Source organism: Blastomonas sp. AAP25, from assembly GCF_001295965.1.
GTDB lineage: Bacteria > Pseudomonadota > Alphaproteobacteria > Sphingomonadales > Sphingomonadaceae > Blastomonas > Blastomonas fulva.
Genome location: NZ_LJHP01000005.1, coordinates 435749 through 453234, shown reverse-complemented (window position 1 = coordinate 453234; position 17486 = coordinate 435749). Strand labels below are relative to the sequence as shown.

Here is a 17486-nt window from a genome sequence, read left to right as displayed (position 1 = left end):
GCGCTTACTTTGCCACGCCCATTTCACTCAGCAACCGCTGCGCGCCATCGACCTTTTCCATGGTCCACAGCATGAAGCGGCTGTCGACGTGGATGGTACGGTTGATTGCGGCATCGTACGACCAGTCGGACACCACGCCATCGAGCGTGCCATCGAACGCCAGTCCGACGAACTCGCCGCGCGCATTGAGCGTCGCCGAGCCCGAATTGCCGTTGGTGATGTCCACGGTCGACAGATAGTTGACCGGCAGCGTGCCCAATTTGGCGTCGGTGTAGGAACCGAAGTCGCGCGCCTTGAGCTTGTCGATCGCAGCCTTGGGGGCATCGAACTCGCCGCGCCCGGTCTGCTTGGCGACCAGTCCTTCCGCGGTGGTGAACGGCGTCCAGATCAGGCCGTCGCGCTGCTTTCCGGTGACCTTGCCATAAGTGAAGCGCAGCGATCCGTTGGCGTCGGGGTACAAAGTGCGGCCCTGTGATTTGGCGAAGGCGAGCTGCCCCGCCATCACCTGCGAGCGGGCTGCCTGCAGCCGTCCTGCCCGCTCCTTGGCCTTGTCCTCATCCGCCTTGGCGCCCGGATAGGCAGCCACCGCGAGCTGGATGAACGGATCGGTCGAGGCCTCGAACGCGGATGCGGGTTTGTCCATCCAGCCGATGCGCTGCGCGGTGTCGCCCAGCTGGGTGTCGGCGTACATCCGATCCATGCCGATCGCGGCGATCTTGGTTTCGAGCGGCGCATTGCGCTTGTCCGCCGCCACCTTGGCATATTCGCCCAAAGCCTGCTCGAACAGCACTCGGTCGACGCCTGCATCGAAGCGGCGCTCGATCTGGGTCAGGCGTTCGCGGATCGAAAGCCGATCGCGATCCTGGAAGCCGGGCTCACGCTGCGCATCGGGCTTTTCGCGCTCCTTCGCCCAGCGATACAGCGTTCCTGCTGCCGACAGCAGCTGTGCGCGGCCCAATGTCGAGAGCCGCAGGCTGTCTACGCGGGCCTGGTTCGATTCGGCGACCAGCGCGTCGAGATCGGCGAGCGCCTTGCCGTACTGGCGGGTGCGCGCAGGGTCCGCCGCCACCCAGGCGCGGAAATCCGCATCCGCGCGGTCCTTGCGGCCCAGCAGGTCGATGGCATCGGCCCCGGCGATCTCACCCAGCAGCTTCTTCTTGTAGTTGTCCGATCCCTTGAGGATCGATGCGTATTTGATCTCGGCATCCTTGTTGCCCGCCACCGCCTGGATAATCGCATCCGAATAATCGGCACGCAGCTGCTGGTCGATGGCATAGACCTGCTCGAAATTGTGGCGAACCTCGGCGGCGGTCCAGTGGCGCTGGGTGACGCCGGGGAAGCCCGCGACCATCACGAAGTCGCCTTCCTCCAACGGCTTGTCGGCAATCTTCAACCACGACTTGGGCTTGTAGGGCACGTTGTCCTTGGAATACGGCGCCGACGAACCATCGGGTGCGACATAGGCGCGGTAGAAGCCGAAATCGCCGGTGTGGCGCGGCCACTGCCAGTTGTCGGTCTCACCGCCGAAATTGCCGATGCCGCCAGCGGGTGCATAGACCAGCCGGACATCCTTGATCTCGAGCTGCTGCTGCAGGAAATAGGTCTGCCCGCCGAAATAGGGGCGAACGTCGCAGCGGCGGTTGGCCTGCTTTTCGCATTCGGAGATCAGGCTCTTGCGGTTGCTTTCCAGCCGGTTGTAGCGGTCGAGGCCAGACAGCTTGCTGGTGACACCCTTGGTCATCGCCGCGGTGACGTCGCGCAGGTCCTCGATCACATAGATGCGCGATCCCGGCGCGGCCTGAACCTCGTCGGCGTTGGTCTGGGCCAGGAATCCATCGGTCAGATAATCCTGGCCGGGCTTGGAATTGTACTGGATCGACCCATAGACGCAGTGATGATTGGTCGCGACCAGACCTTCCGGGCTGACGAACGAGGCCGAGCACCCGCCCAGCGAGACGATGGCGTTGAGCGGCGCGGTCTTGAGGTCGCCAAGATCGGCGGGCGATAGCTCGAGCCCCGCCTGTTTGAGCTTGTCTCCCAGCGCAGGGGTCTGGCCAGGAAGCCACATGCCCTCTTCGGCAAAGGCAGGCGCGGAAAGCAGTAGCGCGGTGGTGGCAAGCAACAGGGTATGACGCATTAAGGAACCTCCGGGTGATCGCAAAAGCGATGGATGGTCGCCCAGATAGACCGGGCAAATCGGCTGGGCAAGCGCGGTGGAATGGCAGGACGCCAGGGTCACAGATCGACCGTCAGATAGGCGCTGACCAGCCTTCCGTCGAAGATGTCGTAAGCCCCCGGGCCGCGCAGATCGAACCCGCGGACATCGAAGACATTGCTCATCGAGACGCGGAAGGTCGCAGGCGTTCCGTCCAGATCAAACGCATAGCGTCCGCCCAGCGACACCAGCGTGCGCGCCTCGATGAACACGGCATTGTCGATCGTCGCAGGCAGCCTGCCGGAATGGCTGATGCCGGTGTCGACCGAAACCCCGGGGAGGAACGGCAGGCGCCAGTCCAGATTGATGTCGATCCGCTCGCGCGGCGTTCCCACCGGGCGTCGGCCCAGCCGCCCCAGCCGCACGCCATCGCCGGTCACCCTGGGATCCAGCAGCACGCCGCCCAGCGCGATGCTGAGGTTGCCGGTGACCTTGCCTGAGAGCGACAGCTCTATGCCGCGGTTGCGCACATCGCCCAGCGCGCGGAAGACATTGTCGACATCCAGATCGAAATAGGGCTTGCGCAGATCGAACACGCCGGCAACCAGCCGGACATCGGGGCTGATCTGGTAGCGCAGCCCTGCCTCGGACTGGCGGGTGATGATCGCGGGCAGCGCCTCGTTGCGGTTGAGCGCGAAGGCAGGCGCGACCCCGCTTTCCTCAAGCCCGCGCGTGTGGCTGGCATAGATCGCCAGATTGTCGATCGCGGTGATCGCGACGCCGAGATTGTATAGCAGCGGGGTTGAGCGCGTGCTCACCGTGCCGAACACCGGCTGGTCGACGCGTTTGCGATAGTCGCTGTAGCTTAGGCCCAGCGTCAGTTCGCCCTCCGATTGCCACTGGCCCTGATAGGCGGCGCCCGCAAACCATTGCCGCACGCTGTCATTCGCCTGCGGCCCGAAGGCGAAACCGGGCCGGGGCGGATTGAGCACCTCGCCGATGCGGACCGGCCCCAGATCGATCCGCGCGGCGCCATCGAACACCTGCCCCCGGTCGCGCCCGCGCAGGCTGACGGTGATGCGATGCGTGCGCTCGGCCTCGGCAAAGACCTTGCTCAGCCTGACCTCGCCGCTGGTCGATGCAAGCTTGGTCGGCGGATCGGCAAGGATCAGCTGCGCGCCCTCGCCCTGCGGCGTCAGATCGAAGATCAGGTTGGTGAAGGCGCGCGCGTCATCGAACAGCGACCGGAACAGACCGCCGCGCAGCTCCCAGTCATCACCCAGATCGGCGCGTCCGAAGGCACCGTAGTTGATCGCGACCCCGCGGTAGCGCGCCCAGTCCGGCCCGAAATAGCGGCGGCGCGGCACGCGCGGCGGGCGGAAGTCGCCGGCGGGGATGTAGATCGGCCCCGCCTCGTCGCCATACAGGTCCGACCGCGCCCAGAAGGGGATGATCTCGATCCGGTCGCTCGGCGTGATCCTGACCGAGACTGCCTCGATATGCTGGACGCTGTCGGTGGCGTTGTAGAAGGCGTTGCGATAGACGCCCGCGCCGACCCCCAGCGCGAGCTTGTCCTGGATCAGCGGCAGGCTGACATCGACCTCAGCGCCTGCGGCACCAAAGCTGTTGATATCGACCAGCGCGGCGAGCGATGCGCTGTCGCCGGGCTTGCGAAAGCTGTAATCGACGATGCCGGTCGGCGCTGGAAAATCGAACCCGAAGGCGCTGAGCCCCACCCGGATCGTGGTCGAGCGGCGGATGCGGCTGGTCAGCCCCCAGACCTGATCGAAATACAGCCCCTCGATGCGGATGTTGCCCGCCCGTGTGGGAGAAAAACCGCGCACCTCGGCCGCGCTGTAGATCCCGATGGTCTCTCGCCCGACACTGACCCCGAACCCGTCCGATGCGGCGCGCACTGCATTCTCGCTCGCGCGGCCCTGTTCGCCCAGTGCATTAGCCTGTTCGGCGGAGGGGCGATCGTCAGCGGGCTGCTGGTCATCGATGACGGGAGGGTCGGTGTCGTGCGCCAGCGCGGACGCGGGCATCGCGACGCTCGCCGCCAGCCAGGCCGCCCATCGCATGCGCGCGCCGTTAGCCATTTGGATGCCGGTCGGGCGTATCGATCACCAGCACCAGCCGCTTGTCCCCGCTGCCCTCGATCGGCGGCGAGCGATGCAGGCAGGCGCGATGGCCGGGGCCAAATGCCTGCCCCTTGAACAGCGCGACCGCGCCTGTCGCAATGCGCTGCAGCGGAGCGTCGGGAACATCGCCCAGCGTATAGTCGGTGCCCGGCCCCGCCAGCGTGCAGATCAGCCTGAGATCGGTATAGTCGGCGTGCACCTTGCGACAGGCATTGCCGGTCACCCCCTCCAGCCGCACCCGCACCGTCTCGCACCGCATCAGCGCGGCAAAGCGGGTGGCGAGATCGGTGATCGCAGCAGTGAGCGCTGGAGGCATCGGCGGCAGCGCCTGTGCCACCGTGTCGGGCGGACCAGCGGCGCGATGGCCGAAGGGGGCAAGATCGAGCAGCGGCGCGATCTCGTCCCACCGCAGCAGCACGGCCTCGGGGTCGATGACGATCCGGGTGTCCGGATCGAAGATGTCCTGCCAGCTTGTGATGGCAGGCGGATGGTTCAGAGTTGCAGATGCACTGGTCATGGCTCAGGCGCTCTCCAGGACACGGGCCTGTTCGCCCCAGGCCGGAAACGGATCGGCGAGGCGCTGCCAGGCATCGGGGGTATAGCCCTCGGCGTCGACCAGACAGGCATCGAGTCCGGCGCGAAGCCGCGCCTCGTCCATATTGATGCCGATGAACACCAGTTCCTGCCGCCGGTCGCCCCAGACCGCATCCCAGTTGTGCGCGACGAAATCCTCGAACTGGTTGTCGTGCGGCCACTGGTTCTTGGGCACCGATGCCCACCAGCGGCCCAGCCGCGACGTCATCGTCTGCGATCCCGCCACCGCGAGTTCGCCGACCCATTCGGTGCGCGTCGCCAGCCAGAAGAAACCCTTGGCGCGGACAACACCTTCCAGCCCGTCTCCGGTCAGAAAGGCATAAAAGCGATCGGGCGCGAACGGACGGCGCGCACGATAGACGAAGCTCTCGATGCCGTATTCCTCGGTCTCGGGCCGATGGGTTGCATAGCCGTACAGCTCCTTGGCCCATAAGGGATGCTCTGCGGCACGGTCGTCGTCGAACAGCCCGGTGCCGAGTATCTGCGCAAGATCGACCTTCGAGCGGCTGGCGGGGATGATCCGCGCATCGGCGTTGAGCGAGGCGCACAATTTGGTGACGGTCGCCAGATGCTCTGCGGGAACGTCCTCGGCCTTGTTGACGATGATGACATCGGCAAACTCGATCTGCTCAACCAGCAGCGCGACCAGGCTGCGCGTATCGTCCTCGCCGAGGGATTCGCCGCGATCAGCCAGGAATTCGTGGCTGGCATAATCGTTGAGCAGGTTCACCGCATCGACCACGGTCACCATGGTGTCGAGCGTGGCGACATCGCCGAGGCTCTCGCCTGACTCGTCGCGGAAGCTGAAGGTTGCCGCGACCGGCAGCGGCTCGGAGATGCCGGTGCTTTCGATCACCAGATAATCGAACCTGCCCGCCTCGGCGAGGCTGCGCACCTCCTTGAGCAGATCGTCGCGCAGCGTGCAGCAGATGCAGCCATTGGTCATCTCGACCAGCTCCTCGCTCGCCCGGCTGAGCGCCGCCTCGCCGCCGCGCACCAGAGCGGCGTCGATGTTCACCTCCGACATGTCGTTGACGATCACCGCGACGCGCAGGCCCTCGACATTGGCCAGGATGTGGTTGAGCAGCGTGGTCTTGCCCGCGCCGAGGAAGCCAGAAAGCACGGTGACGGGCAGCTTGCGGTCCAGGGCGGATATCGGCGTGGGCATGGGGAACCTTTCTGGTGTTGCTATGTAACGTTATATCATTATAGGCTCGTGCGCAGTTCGACAAGTGGAGAAGTGGAGATGATTCCCAGCAGCCTTGCAGGCGCCGTGCGTGCGCCGAAATCGGCTGACTTTGCCGAGGGCGTGGCGATTTCCGCGTCGATCCTGTGCTTGATCCACTGCCTTGCGCTGCCGCTGCTGCTGGCAGGCTCGCCTTGGCTCAGCCATGCTCTGGCACTGCCCTTCGACATGCATCTGTGGATCGTGCTGATCGCAGGGCCGGTCAGCGCGTGGCTGCTGCTGACCGCAGCGCGGCACCAGCGGATCGGGGTGTTCATCGCCGGACTTTCCGGGCTTGGTGCGCTGGTGCTGGCGCTGGTGCTGCCGGTACCAGAGCCGGTCGAAACCACGATGAGCACGCTGGGAAGCCTGATGCTCGCCGGCGCGCATGTGGCAAACTGGCTGGCACGCCACGGTCCTGGCCAGCGTTGCGCCTGATGCACCGATAATCCGCCCGAAATCACCCGACCGCGGCCTGAAAGCTTTTGCGTTTCATCTTGGTTATGTTGTATCGTCGCACTCTGATCTGACGGAGGTGTCCCCGATGCGCAAATCCCTTGTCCTGTTGCTCGCCGTGACGGCATTTGCCGGCACCGCCCCTGCGGCATCCTCATGTGATCTGGAAGGCTTCGGCTTCACCCGGGTGAATCCCTTCGGGCTCAATGCATCCTGGGGCGTGCCACAGGATCACCAGCAGAGCCAGCCACCTTCCACCCGGCAGGCCGCCAGCGCTCGGGATGCGCGCCAGAGCGCGCCGGCGCGGACCGATCAGGCGAACAACGCCACCGACCCGGCAGCCGCATCGCAGCGTGCCGAGCGCGCCCCCCAGACCCCACCCGGCTTCGTTCCGGTTTCGGTTGAGGCGGCCGCAAGCCAGTCCCGGCGCTTCACGGCGACCAAGGATTGATCGCCCCGTCCCAGCCATGAGCCTTTTGCTTCAGCACGTCGCGTTCCATTATGCCGGACGCCCGATCCTAGATGATTTCAGCTTTGCCATGGAGCCCGGCGAACACAGCCTGCTGATTGGCGCATCGGGCAGCGGCAAGTCGACGCTGGTCAATCTGGTGTGCGGGCTGCTCACGCCCGACAGCGGCACCATCGCCATCGCGGGCGAGAGCATGACCGGGCTCGGCCCCGCCCGGCGCGACGATCTGCGCAGGCGCCGAATCGGGCTGGTCTTCCAGACGCTGCGGCTGGTCTCGGCGCTCGACCTCACCGGCAATCTCCTGCTCGCTCAAAGACTTGTGGGGGGCACCGGCGGGCGCGACCGCGTGGCGATGCTGATCGAGCGGCTGGGACTTGGCCACCGCGCCCATGCCCTTCCCCGCCAGCTCAGCCAGGGCGAGGCACAGCGCGCTGCGATCGCCCGCGCGCTCATCGGCCAGCCGGACCTGATCATCGCCGACGAGCCGACATCGTCGCTCGATCATGCCAACATGGAAAAGGTGGTCACGCTGCTGCGCGAGTGCGCGCGCGAGGCGGGTTCAAGCCTGCTGATCGTGACGCACGACGACCGGCTGCGCGATCATGTCGCCTCGGTGCGCGAGATCGGCCCGATGGCCGCGCAGGCTGCAGCATGATCCGGCTGGCATGGGCGTATATGCGCGACCGCCCGCTGACGGTCGGGCTCAACGCGCTGCTGCTGGGCATTGCGGTTGCAACGCTGGTGCTGCTGCTGCAGTTCGCCACACAGGCCGGCGAGCGGTTCGAGCGCGATGCGCGCGGCATCGATCTGGTGGTCGGCGCAAAGGGGTCGCCGCTGCAGCTGGTGCTGTCGAGCGTCTATCATATCGACCAGCCGACCGGAAACATCCCGCTGGGCGAGCTGGCGCGGCTGCGCGCCGACCCCGGCGTGGGCAAGGCTATTCCGCTGGCGCTGGGCGACAATTTCGAGGGTTTCCGGATTGTCGGGAGTGATTCAGGCCTGCTCGATCTCTACGGCGCGAGGATCGCGCAAGGCCGCGCTTTCGCGAGGCCGTCAGAGGTCGTGCTCGGCGCGGATGTCGCGCGGCGCACCGGCGCCGGGCTGGGGCAGAAATTCGTTGGCAGCCATGGCCTTGAGACCGACCCCGATGGCGAACAGGGCCATGACCATGCGCCGTTCGAAACCGTCGGAATCTTGGCCCCCACTGGCACCGCACTCGACCGGCTGATCATCACCTCGGTTGAATCGGTGTGGGACGTGCACGGGATCGCGCATGACGAACACGATGATGATCATGAGGGCGAAGCCGGGCATGACCACGCCGATCATGACGATCACGATCACGACTCCGAGCATCATGACGAAGCGCTGCAGGCAGAAGCCCCGCAGCCGGAGATCACCGCGATCCTGGTGCGCTATCGCAACGCGGCCGCCGCGATGCGCCTGCCCACCCAGATCAACCGCCAGACCGCATTGCAGGCCGCCGCGCCCGCGGCAGAGGCAGCGCGGCTGCTCGGGCTGTTCGGCTCGGTGATCGAGGGCGCGCGCTTGTTCGGCTGGCTGCTCGCGCTGTCGGCCGGGCTCAGCCTGTTCGTCGCTTTGTGGAGCGCGACCCGCGCGCGCGAGGGCGATCTGGCGCTGCTGCGGGTGATGGGAGCGACGCCGGGGGCGGTGTTCGGCACGATCCTGGTGGAAGGGCTGCTGATCGCGGCGATCGGCGCAGTCGGAGGAATCGCGCTCGCGCACGCGGCGATGGCGGCAGCTTCCAGCGCCTTCCCGACGATCAGCGAACTTGGCATTTCGGCGCTACGCTTCCTTCCCGGCGAGGCGGTGATCCTCGGCGCGGCGCTGACCATCGGGCTGGTCGCGGCAGCGATCCCCGCCATCCGCATCTTCCGGGTCGATCTGGCCGAAACCCTGGCAAAATACAGTTGAGGACACCTCCCATGCGCAAGCTCATCCCCGCCATTGCGGCGCTCGCCCTAATCGCCGTCCCGCAGACCGCCTCGCACGCTGCAATGCAGCAGGGCAAGAAGGCCCCGGTCGAGGATGTCTGGAAGCCCGCAGCAACCCCCAAGGGCGGCGTCTCCTGGGCGGTGCTGGAAGCCACCAAGGAACAGACCCGCACCGGCAAGGACGGCTATATTTATTCCAAGCCGCTGTTCACCCCGGCGGTGAAGGCGCTGGCCGGCAAGCGCATCAAGGTGGCCGGCTGGATGAAGCCGCTCGAGACCGGCAGCCGCCAGAAGCACTTCGTCCTGCTCGCCTATCCCCCGGGCTGCCCCTTCCATTTCCACGCCATCCCCAACCAGTTCATCGAGGTCTATGCTGACATCCCGTTCCCGACCAACGAGACCAGGATGTTCGTGGTGACGGGGGTGCTCGAGCTGACCGGCCAGGACGAAAGCGGCATCTTCTATCGCCTCAAGGCCGCCAGCCCCGCCTGACGCTCCCCGGCCTGACGGCAACCGCCGGATATTGACGCGCGGCCGCAGCTGTGGAAGCAAGGACGCACCGGGACAGGTGCAACCTCCCGGTCAGGCGGTCCGCGCCCAAGCGTTGCCTCTGGCTTGCCTCTCGTGCGAGGGGTCGGCAATTGAGGGAGCCTGGCCCGGTGCCGACACAACCAAACAGAACCGCCGACTTTGCCGACCTGCTGCGCGTCTTCGCGCGCATCGGATGCCTGAGCTTCGGCGGGCCCGCCGCGCAGATCGCGCTGATGCACAGTGAAGTGGTCGACAGGCTCGGCTGGGTGCGCGAGCAGGAGTATCTGCACGCGCTGAACTTCTGCCATTTGCTGCCCGGCCCGGAAGCGCAGCAACTGGCGACGTGGATCGGCTGGCGGCTGCACGGGCTCAAGGGCGGGCTGGCCGCCGGTCTGCTGTTCGTCCTGCCCGGCGCGCTGCTGATGCTCGCGCTTTCGACGCTCTATGCACTGGCGGCCAATCTTGACTGGTTTTCCGCAGCATTTCTCGGCGTCAAGGCAGCGGTGCTCGCGATCGTGGTCCAGGCGCTGATCCGCATCGCCGGGCGAGCCCTCGACACCCCGGTCAAGCAGGGCCTTGCGATCAGTGCCTTTCTGGCGCTGTTCCTGTTCGACCTGCCCTTTCCGGCGGTGGTGTTGGGCGCAGGCGCGCTCGGAATGATCGTGGCGGCGTGGCGTCCCGGCTGGCTGGCGCTCAAGCCCGTCTCTGGCGACGCCCCCGCGGCAGCACCCACATGGCGCGCGATGGGCCGCACGGCACTAGCGTGGGGCGCGATCTGGGCGCTGCCGCTCGCGGTGGTGCTGGCAACGCTGGGGCAGAGCCATGTGCTGTGGGATATAGGCCTGTTCTTTTCGCAGCTCGCGATCGTGACCTTCGGCGGCGCCTATGCGGTGCTGGCCTATATGGCGCAGGAGGCGGTGCAGACGTTCGGCTGGCTGCAACCCGGCGAGATGGCCGATGGCCTGGGCCTGGCCGAAACGACGCCGGGTCCGCTGATCCTCGTCACCCAGCATGTCGGGTTCCTCGCAGCCTTCCGCTCGCCCGAGCCGTTCTCGCCGATCACCGCGGGCATCCTGGGCGCGGCGCTCACCACCTGGGTGACCTTTGCGCCGTGCTTCCTGTGGATCTTCACTTTCGCGCCCTGGATCGACCGGCTGCAGCATGCCACGCGGTTCAAGGGTGGCCTTGCGGCACTGACCGCAGCGGTGGTCGGGGTGATCGCCAACCTCTCGATCTGGTTCGCACTGCACGTGCTGTTCGCACGCGTCACGCCCACCGCGATCGGCCCGCTGTACGTCCAGCTTCCCGAGCTTGCCAGCTTCGACGCCCGCGCCGGCCTGCTGTCGCTGGCGGCCGGCTTGATCCTGTTCCGGCTGCACTGGAGCATCCCGCGCACCCTCGCCGTTCTCGTATTGGCCGGGCTCGCAATGGCCTGGATCCCGCTGGGCAGCGCCTAGAACCTCGGCGATCTTTGGTCGTTGGAGGCCATCATCGTGGGCCATGCCCCAAGGGGGCCCCGAGTTCGAGACGGAAATGTGCGCCCTTGCGGCTATCCCCGGCCTCGCCGACGACCAGCCCGATCCCCGCCGCATCGCACAGGCGCCGGGTTATATCGAGCCCCAGGCCGCTGCCGCTGCTGCGATCGCCCTTCTCGAAGCGAGCAAACGGATCGGTGCCCGGTTCGAACCCGGGGCCGTCATCCGAAATCGACAGTGAACCGTTTTCGTATCCGATCACCAGCTGTCCGGTCCCGACATGCTGGAAGCAATTGCCGATCAGGTTGTTGAGCACAAGCTGCAACGAGATCGGGTGCGCAAGGACGGCGGCGGCGCTATCGATGCCGGTCGCAACCTCGATCAGGCTGCCGGGGTAGCGCAGCCTGGCCCAGGACACGGCCTTGTCGATCATCGCCCGCAGCGCCACGCGTTCCTTGCGAACGCCCTCGTTTTCGCGCGCCAGCGCCAGCAGCTGGTCGAGCGCCAAGACCATGTCGGTGGTCGCCGTTTCAATCCGGCGCAAGGGTTCGGCAAGATCCGATGGAAGATCGCGGTTGAGCGCGATGACCTCGGCGGCGCCGGAGATGACCGCCAGCGGCGTGCGCAGTTCGTGGCTGGCATCGCGGGTAAAGGCTCGCTCCCGTTCGACAAATCCGCCGATGCGCGCAAACGCCTGCTCCAGCGCTTCTGCCAGCGTCCCGATCTCATTGGCCGGATAGTCCCCTGCATGAAGGATCGGTATCGCCGACTCTGCGCGTGCGACATCGTGCGCCAGCGCGCTGAGCGGCTTCATCGCCCGGTTGACCAGCCACCATCCGAACGCGGCCATGACCGCCGCGATGACGAGGCTGAGCCCGGCCAGCAGCACGATGATCGAATCCCGATAGGGGCGAACCAGCAGATCCTGGCTGACTTCGATCACCGCCACCGCTGGCGTCCGCCCCGCACCCGACCTGCCATCGGCCGGATCGAAGCGCTGGACGTGGTAATGGCGTCCCTTGCGACCATAAAACTCGCTCTGCCGGGGATTGGCGGCAAAGTCCTTCCGGATATCCGGTGGCAGCGGCTGGTCTTGGCGATAGATGGTGACGTCGGGGTTGGCGGGTGTCGCAAGTGTGCCCGACCTGCGCCAGGCGGCCGTCTGGTGTGCGACCTCTTCGGCGAGCACGTCGCGAAACAGGCGGTCTTCGGTGGTATAGGCGATACCGAAGGCGGCGAGGCCGAAGATCGCGCTTGTCGCAATGACGCTGCCGATGATCGTGAGAACGATCCGCCCGCGCAGGCTGTGTCGCCTCGCGCTCATGGCGCGACCTTCAGGCGAAACCCGACACTGTGCACGGTCTCGATGATCGGACGGTCGAATGGCTTGTCCACCACCTGGCGCAGCAGGTGCAGATGCGCACGCAGCGAATCGGACGAGGGCGGATCATCGCCCCACAGCCGCAATGTCGCCTCGTCCCGGCTCACGGGATTGGGCCATGCTTCGGCCAGCAGCAACAGCAGTTCCCACAGCAGCGGCGTCAGACGCAGCAGCTGCCCGTCCCTCGTCGCCGTGCGCGCCTGCCGGTCGATGGTCAGCGGCCCCACCGAAAAGCAATGCGGCTGCCCCAGTTGCGGCCGCAGCGCCAGCGCGGCAACCCGCGCGGCAAGCTCTGCCAGCGAAAAGGGTTTGACCAGATAATCATCGGCACCATGCGCAAATCCCGCCAGCTTGTCGTCCAGCGTATCGCGCGCGGTCAGCATCAATATCGGTATGCGCCGGTCTGCGCGGCGGCGGATCTCGCTGCAGACGCTCAAGCCCCCCCGGTTCGGCAGGGCGAGATCGAGCAGCACGATATCGACCGGGCGGACCAGCGCCTCGCGCAATCCCGCCTCCCCGTCTGCGGCATAATGCAGCCGGTGCCCGAGCGCCTCGAGATAGTCGATGATGTTGCTGGCCAGATCGGGGCTGTCCTCCACCAGCAGAATGTCGAAGCTGTTGCTCAAGAGCAGTTTCCCGGCTGTTGCCTCCGCCCCTTGGCGCCCCCCGTGTCAAAAGAACGTCAAAAGGCGTTTCACATCCGCATGACACCCGGTGTGCGAAAGGCGCCAGCATCAACAGACTATCGAAAGGGTAGAAGATGCTGCTGCGGATAACAACGATGCTGACGTGCACGCTCGCTTGGCTGGTTTTTGCGCCTGCGAATGCCACCACCAGCCAGAACAACCGTGTCCTACTGGTGATCAGCGGCCATGGACAGGAAGAGGGCAAGGTGCGCCCCGGCTTCGAAATGGACGAACTCACCCAGGCCTATGCCGTGTTCGTGGACAATGGCCTGCAGGTCGATATCGCAAGTCCCGCAGGCGGGGCAGTCGTCGCAGACAAGTTCAATCGCGACAAACCCTACAACCGGCGTTTCCTGACCGACCCCATGGCCGCAGCCAAGCTGACCGCCACCCGGTCGGTCGCAAGCCTGGACAAACAGGACTATGCGGCGGTCTTCATCATCGGCGGCAAGGGCGCAATGTTTGACCTTCCAGTCGACGTTCAGCTCAAGGCGCTGCTTGCAAGGACCTATCAGGCGGGCGGCGTCGTTGGCGCCGTCTGCCATGGCCCTGCAGTGCTGATGAACGTCTCGCTGCAAGGAGGGACGTCGCTGCTCGAAGGGCGGTCGGTCACCGGATTTTCGAACGAGGAGGAAGCGCTGTTCGGCAAGGGCTGGGCGCCGGCCTTCCCCGTGCTACTGGAAAACGGATTGCGCGGCTCGGGCGCAAAATTCAGCGATGCCCCGATGATGCTGAGCCATGTCGTCACGGATGGCCGGCTGGTGACGGGGCAGAACCCCTATTCCACTGCAGCGGCGGCAGAAGCAGTGATCAGGGCCATGGGTCGGACGCCTGCGCCGCGCCAGCCATGGGCCGACGAACGGAGCATATTGCTGCTTGGGCAGATGCTGAATGGCGACGCGGTGCAAGCGCGCGCGGCGTTCAACGCGGACCCGACGCTCTATGATGTTCCGCTGATCGCGATGTGGGGGTTCTTCCGCGCGCAATCGGCGGGATCGGACCGCGGCGTGCTGACCAATGCGGTCGACGTCATGGAACTGGCGCTGCCCCATTTCAGCAGGCCCGAACTCGTCTCTGCCATCGCAGAGGCGCGCAACACGCTTGCCACGATGCCATGACGCGGTGGCGGCCGAGCCGTCACCCACCCCGTTGCACCCTGGCCCGACGCGCCCCGGGGTGAAGGCCGGATCAACTGCAGGAAAGCAATATGCCCGACACGCCCGACACCATAGAGCTGAACGCCATCAGCCATCATTTTGATACGGCAAGCGAACGGATCGAGCTGTTCAAGGGGCTTTCCTGCACGATCCATGCGGACCAAACCCTGGCCATCGTGGGGCCCTCGGGCGCGGGCAAGTCCAGCCTGCTGGCGATTGCCGCGGGGTTGGAGGAGCCCGCGGGAGGCACCGTGCGCTTCATCATCCTTGGCGCGGATGTCGACGCGCAAACGATGCGGGCCAATTCCGGCTTCATCTTCCAGCAGTTTCATCTGATGCCCGAGCTCGACGCGATCGGCAATCTGGCGTTGCCGCTCAGGCTGAAGGGAAATCGCGACGCGTCCGATATCGCGGCGCTCTGGCTCGAAAAAGTGGGGCTGAAAGATCGGGCCCGGCACCGCCCCCACCAATTGAGCGGCGGCGAGCAGCAGCGCATTGCCGTGGCACGCGCCTTTATTTCAGCTCCAAGATTTGTCTTCGCGGACGAGCCGACCGGCAATCTGGATATCCACACATCCCAGGCCGTGGCCGAGCTGATGTTCGATTGCGCGCAGGCGACAGGGTGCGGTCTGGTGATCGTGACCCACAGCAGGCAATTGGCACAGCGTGCCGGCGCGAGCCTGATTCTGGCGGCCGGACGGCTGGAGGAAGCCGCATGAACGCGCTTTGGCTCGCGCTGGAAAATGGCTGGCGAGACCTGCAACAGCAGCACGGGCGGATAGCCCTGGCCACGCAAACCGCATTGCTCTTCTTCCTCATGACACTGTCGCTCACGAGCGCGTCGATCCAGAGCTATCTGGCCGACAATCTCGATGAGATGCTGGGTTCGGACCTGGTGGTTGAAAGCCATTCGGCGCTGACACGCGATAATGAGCGCGCCCTCGGACGCCTGGCGCCCAGGCTTTCGGTGACCAAGATCAGCGACATAACCTTGACGCATCAGGACAAATGGGCCCGCGTCCAGCTGAAACGGGTGGATGATGCCTATCCGTTGCAGGGCAAGCTTCAGATCGGCGACACACCGGTCGCGCGCCAGCGTGCGGTCAGCCGGGGCCCGGGGGTCGGGGAAATCTGGCTCGAATCCAGGCTGGCGACGAAATTGGGGATGCAGCCTGGCGACACTCTCGTCATCGGCGGCACCCGGCTGCGGCTCGGCGCCATCCTGTTTCACGAACCCGACCGCATCATGGAAGGCCATGGCACCACGCAGCGGGCGATGGTGCACAGCCAGAGCCTCGACGCAGCATCGCTCGCCAGCAGCAAAGGCCGCACCCGCTATCTCGTCACCGCGGATGAAGAGCAGCAACGGGCGATCGAAGAATGGGTGCGCACGGCGCTGCCCGGTGCAACCGTGATCAGGAAAATCGGCGGTCGACATCCGCTCGCAAGCTTCTGGCAACGCACCGAGAATTTCCTTGGCCTTGCCGCCGTCATCCTGGTGTTCATGGGCGCCGTGGCGCTTGACATGACCACCCGCCGCTGGCTCGCCAGCATGCGCTATCGGCTGGCGCTTTATGCAAGCTTCGGGGTCACCACGCGCACCGGTATTGCGATGGCGCTGGGGCAATGGCTGGCGGGATTCATCCTCGCCGTGCTGCTGGGCACCCTGCTGGCGACGCTGGCGTACGTGCTGATCGTCGGACAGCTGCAGGAGCAGTTTCCAGGCCTTGACGCGGCGTGGCACTGGCTGCCCGCCCTGAAGACGATCGGTCTTGTCTTCGTGCTGCTGCTGGCGCTGCAGGTACCCAGCTTCCTCCAGCTGCGCCGCGCCTCGCTGCTTTCGCTGATCCGCAACCCCGCCGAAAACAGCTTTGTGTGGCACCGGCTGTTCTGGAGCATAGCATCGGTCACGCTGCTGGCCGCCGTCTATTCGGACAACTGGCTGCTGACCGGTATGACGCTTGCCGCGATCGCAGCGGCGCTTGTCCTGATGGTGGCGCTGACCTGGGCCGTCATCCGGCTGGGTGATCTGTGGGGGCGCCGCCGCGCAGGCCTGCTCCCCTTTGCCTTTTTCATCACGCGCCAGCGCCTGTTCGCCAAATCCGCCCAAGTGCTGGGCTTGGGCCTATCGGGACTGCTGCTGCTGTTCACGCTGATGCTGATGCGCGACCTGGGCACGACGATGGAGCAATATGGTCGCAGCCATGATGGCAATCTGATGATTTCCGAAGCCGGTGCGGACCAGATTGCGGGAATTCGCCAATGGACGACGCAGACCGGCAGCAGCGTTCGCGCACTGCGCCCTTTCGTGTCGGCCCAGCTTGTCGCCGTGAACGGCGCAAGCCTTGCCGAGCTTGGCGACAAGCCCAGCGACACGCTCGCCACGCTGAAGGATCCGATCCGGCTGAGCTGGGCGGGAGCCATGCCGCAGAACAACCGTCTCGCCGGCGGCAGGTGGTGGTCGGCGGACACGTCGAACTGGCGGCAGATTTCTGCGGAACCTGAAGTGATGACAGACATGGGGCTGGGCTATGGCGACACGCTCACCTACCAGATCAACGGCAAGCTCTATGCGTTTACGCTGGTGGCTAGCCATGCCTACCAGCCGGGGCATGGATCGATCACCTTCTGGTTCCAGGTTCCGCTGGCCGCCAGGGCGCAGATCGAGGCCCCGACGCTCTATATGGGCAGCATGGAGCTGCCGGAACAGGCTTGGGATGCGCTGGCCGGACTGTGGCAGCAATATCCCAGTCTTGCGCTGGTCCCGCTTCGCGAGCTGACCGAACGGTTCGACCGGACGCTCGGGATCGTCACCAGTCTGACCAGCGGCTATGCGGCCATGGTGCTCCTGCTGGCGCTGTTCGTGCTCGCAGCATCGGTCAGCGGTTTCAGCGCAGACGACCGCCAGAAGAACGGCCTGCTGATGAGCATGGGGGTCAGCAAGGCCGACTGCCTGAAGCTGAGTTTCTACGATTGGAGCGTCACGGCCCTGATTGCTGCGATGGGCGCCATCGCGGGGACCTGGAGCGCAGGGTTGCTGATCTATCGCAGCCAGTTCAACCTCACCTACAGCCCGGACCTGGCCTGGGTGGCTGGCATGGTGGTTGCGATGGTGGCAAGCGTATGCCTGGTGGGTTTCATCGCCTGCCGCCAGAGCCTCAACGTTTCCGTGCGCGAACTTATGACATCCTAGACGACAAACCTCCAAGTGGGGCTACCAGCGCGGCAGGTGAGCACATTGGCTGGGTGTGCGCTTTTGTC

Annotated in this window: 15 protein-coding genes; 9 read left to right on the top strand and 6 right to left on the bottom strand. The window is 65.7% G+C overall.

Annotated features, from left to right (window positions below; translation table 11 throughout):
- Positions 1-4: 4 nt before the first annotated feature.
- The 4 genes from IP68_RS06830 to IP68_RS06815 all read right to left on the bottom strand — a co-directional run bounded on the left by IP68_RS06830 (position 5) and on the right by IP68_RS06815 (position 6058).
- Positions 5-2137, bottom strand: coding sequence for a S46 family peptidase (locus IP68_RS06830; RefSeq protein WP_054134195.1), 2133 nt, complete (start codon positions 2135-2137; stop codon positions 5-7).
- A gap of 98 nt (positions 2138-2235) precedes the next feature.
- Entirely contained in the window at positions 2236-4236 is a 2001-nt protein-coding gene (locus tag IP68_RS06825; protein ID WP_054134194.1) for a TonB-dependent receptor domain-containing protein, read from the bottom strand.
- 10 nt (positions 4237-4246) lie between these two features.
- Positions 4247-4813, bottom strand: a complete 567-nt coding sequence (locus IP68_RS06820; protein ID WP_054134193.1) for a DUF1826 domain-containing protein — start codon at positions 4811-4813, stop codon at positions 4247-4249.
- 3 nt (positions 4814-4816) lie between these two features.
- The gene (locus IP68_RS06815; protein WP_082382179.1) at positions 4817-6058 is read right to left on the bottom strand and encodes a GTP-binding protein; all 1242 of its coding nucleotides are present in this window, start codon (positions 6056-6058) and stop codon (positions 4817-4819) included.
- A gap of 78 nt (positions 6059-6136) precedes the next feature.
- On the opposite strand from IP68_RS06815, the gene IP68_RS06810 reads away from it, so the two are divergent.
- From IP68_RS06810 to chrA, 6 genes are all read left to right on the top strand, one after another.
- On the top strand, positions 6137-6553 hold the full coding sequence (locus tag IP68_RS06810; protein WP_156317962.1) for a MerC domain-containing protein: 417 nt from the start codon (positions 6137-6139) through the stop codon (positions 6551-6553).
- A gap of 106 nt (positions 6554-6659) precedes the next feature.
- The gene (locus IP68_RS06805; RefSeq protein WP_054134191.1) at positions 6660-7022 is read left to right on the top strand and encodes a hypothetical protein; all 363 of its coding nucleotides are present in this window, start codon (positions 6660-6662) and stop codon (positions 7020-7022) included.
- A gap of 16 nt (positions 7023-7038) precedes the next feature.
- Positions 7039-7695, top strand: a complete 657-nt coding sequence (locus IP68_RS06800; RefSeq protein WP_054134190.1) for an ABC transporter ATP-binding protein — start codon at positions 7039-7041, stop codon at positions 7693-7695.
- A complete protein-coding gene (locus tag IP68_RS06795) occupies positions 7692-8975 on the top strand; it encodes an ABC transporter permease (protein ID WP_054134189.1) in 1284 nt (427 codons plus the stop codon). The genes IP68_RS06800 and IP68_RS06795 overlap by 4 nt, the downstream gene beginning before the upstream one ends.
- Positions 8976-8986: 11 nt before the next feature.
- Complete coding sequence (locus IP68_RS06790; protein WP_054134188.1) at positions 8987-9487, top strand: DUF3299 domain-containing protein; 501 nt, start codon at positions 8987-8989, stop codon at positions 9485-9487.
- 167 nt (positions 9488-9654) lie between these two features.
- Positions 9655-10983, top strand: coding sequence for a chromate efflux transporter (chrA, locus tag IP68_RS06785; RefSeq protein ID WP_054134187.1), 1329 nt, complete (start codon positions 9655-9657; stop codon positions 10981-10983).
- 31 nt (positions 10984-11014) lie between these two features.
- Here chrA and IP68_RS06780 read toward each other — a convergent pair whose 3' ends face one another.
- The gene (locus IP68_RS06780; RefSeq protein ID WP_054134186.1) at positions 11015-12325 is read right to left on the bottom strand and encodes a HAMP domain-containing sensor histidine kinase; all 1311 of its coding nucleotides are present in this window, start codon (positions 12323-12325) and stop codon (positions 11015-11017) included.
- On the bottom strand, positions 12322-13008 hold the full coding sequence (locus IP68_RS06775; RefSeq protein ID WP_082382178.1) for a response regulator transcription factor: 687 nt from the start codon (positions 13006-13008) through the stop codon (positions 12322-12324). The genes IP68_RS06780 and IP68_RS06775 overlap by 4 nt, the downstream gene beginning before the upstream one ends.
- Before the next feature lie 134 nt (positions 13009-13142).
- On the opposite strand from IP68_RS06775, the gene IP68_RS06770 reads away from it, so the two are divergent.
- The 3 genes from IP68_RS06770 (at position 13143) to IP68_RS06760 (ending at position 17418) form a co-directional block, all read left to right on the top strand.
- A complete protein-coding gene (locus tag IP68_RS06770; RefSeq protein ID WP_054134184.1) occupies positions 13143-14186 on the top strand; it encodes a type 1 glutamine amidotransferase domain-containing protein in 1044 nt (347 codons plus the stop codon).
- An 89-nt stretch (positions 14187-14275) separates the two neighbouring features.
- Complete coding sequence (locus tag IP68_RS06765) at positions 14276-14944, top strand: ABC transporter ATP-binding protein (RefSeq protein WP_054134183.1); 669 nt, start codon at positions 14276-14278, stop codon at positions 14942-14944.
- The gene (locus IP68_RS06760) at positions 14941-17418 is read left to right on the top strand and encodes an ABC transporter permease (RefSeq protein WP_054134182.1); all 2478 of its coding nucleotides are present in this window, start codon (positions 14941-14943) and stop codon (positions 17416-17418) included. The genes IP68_RS06765 and IP68_RS06760 overlap by 4 nt, the downstream gene beginning before the upstream one ends.
- The last annotated feature ends 68 nt before the right edge of the window (positions 17419-17486 follow it).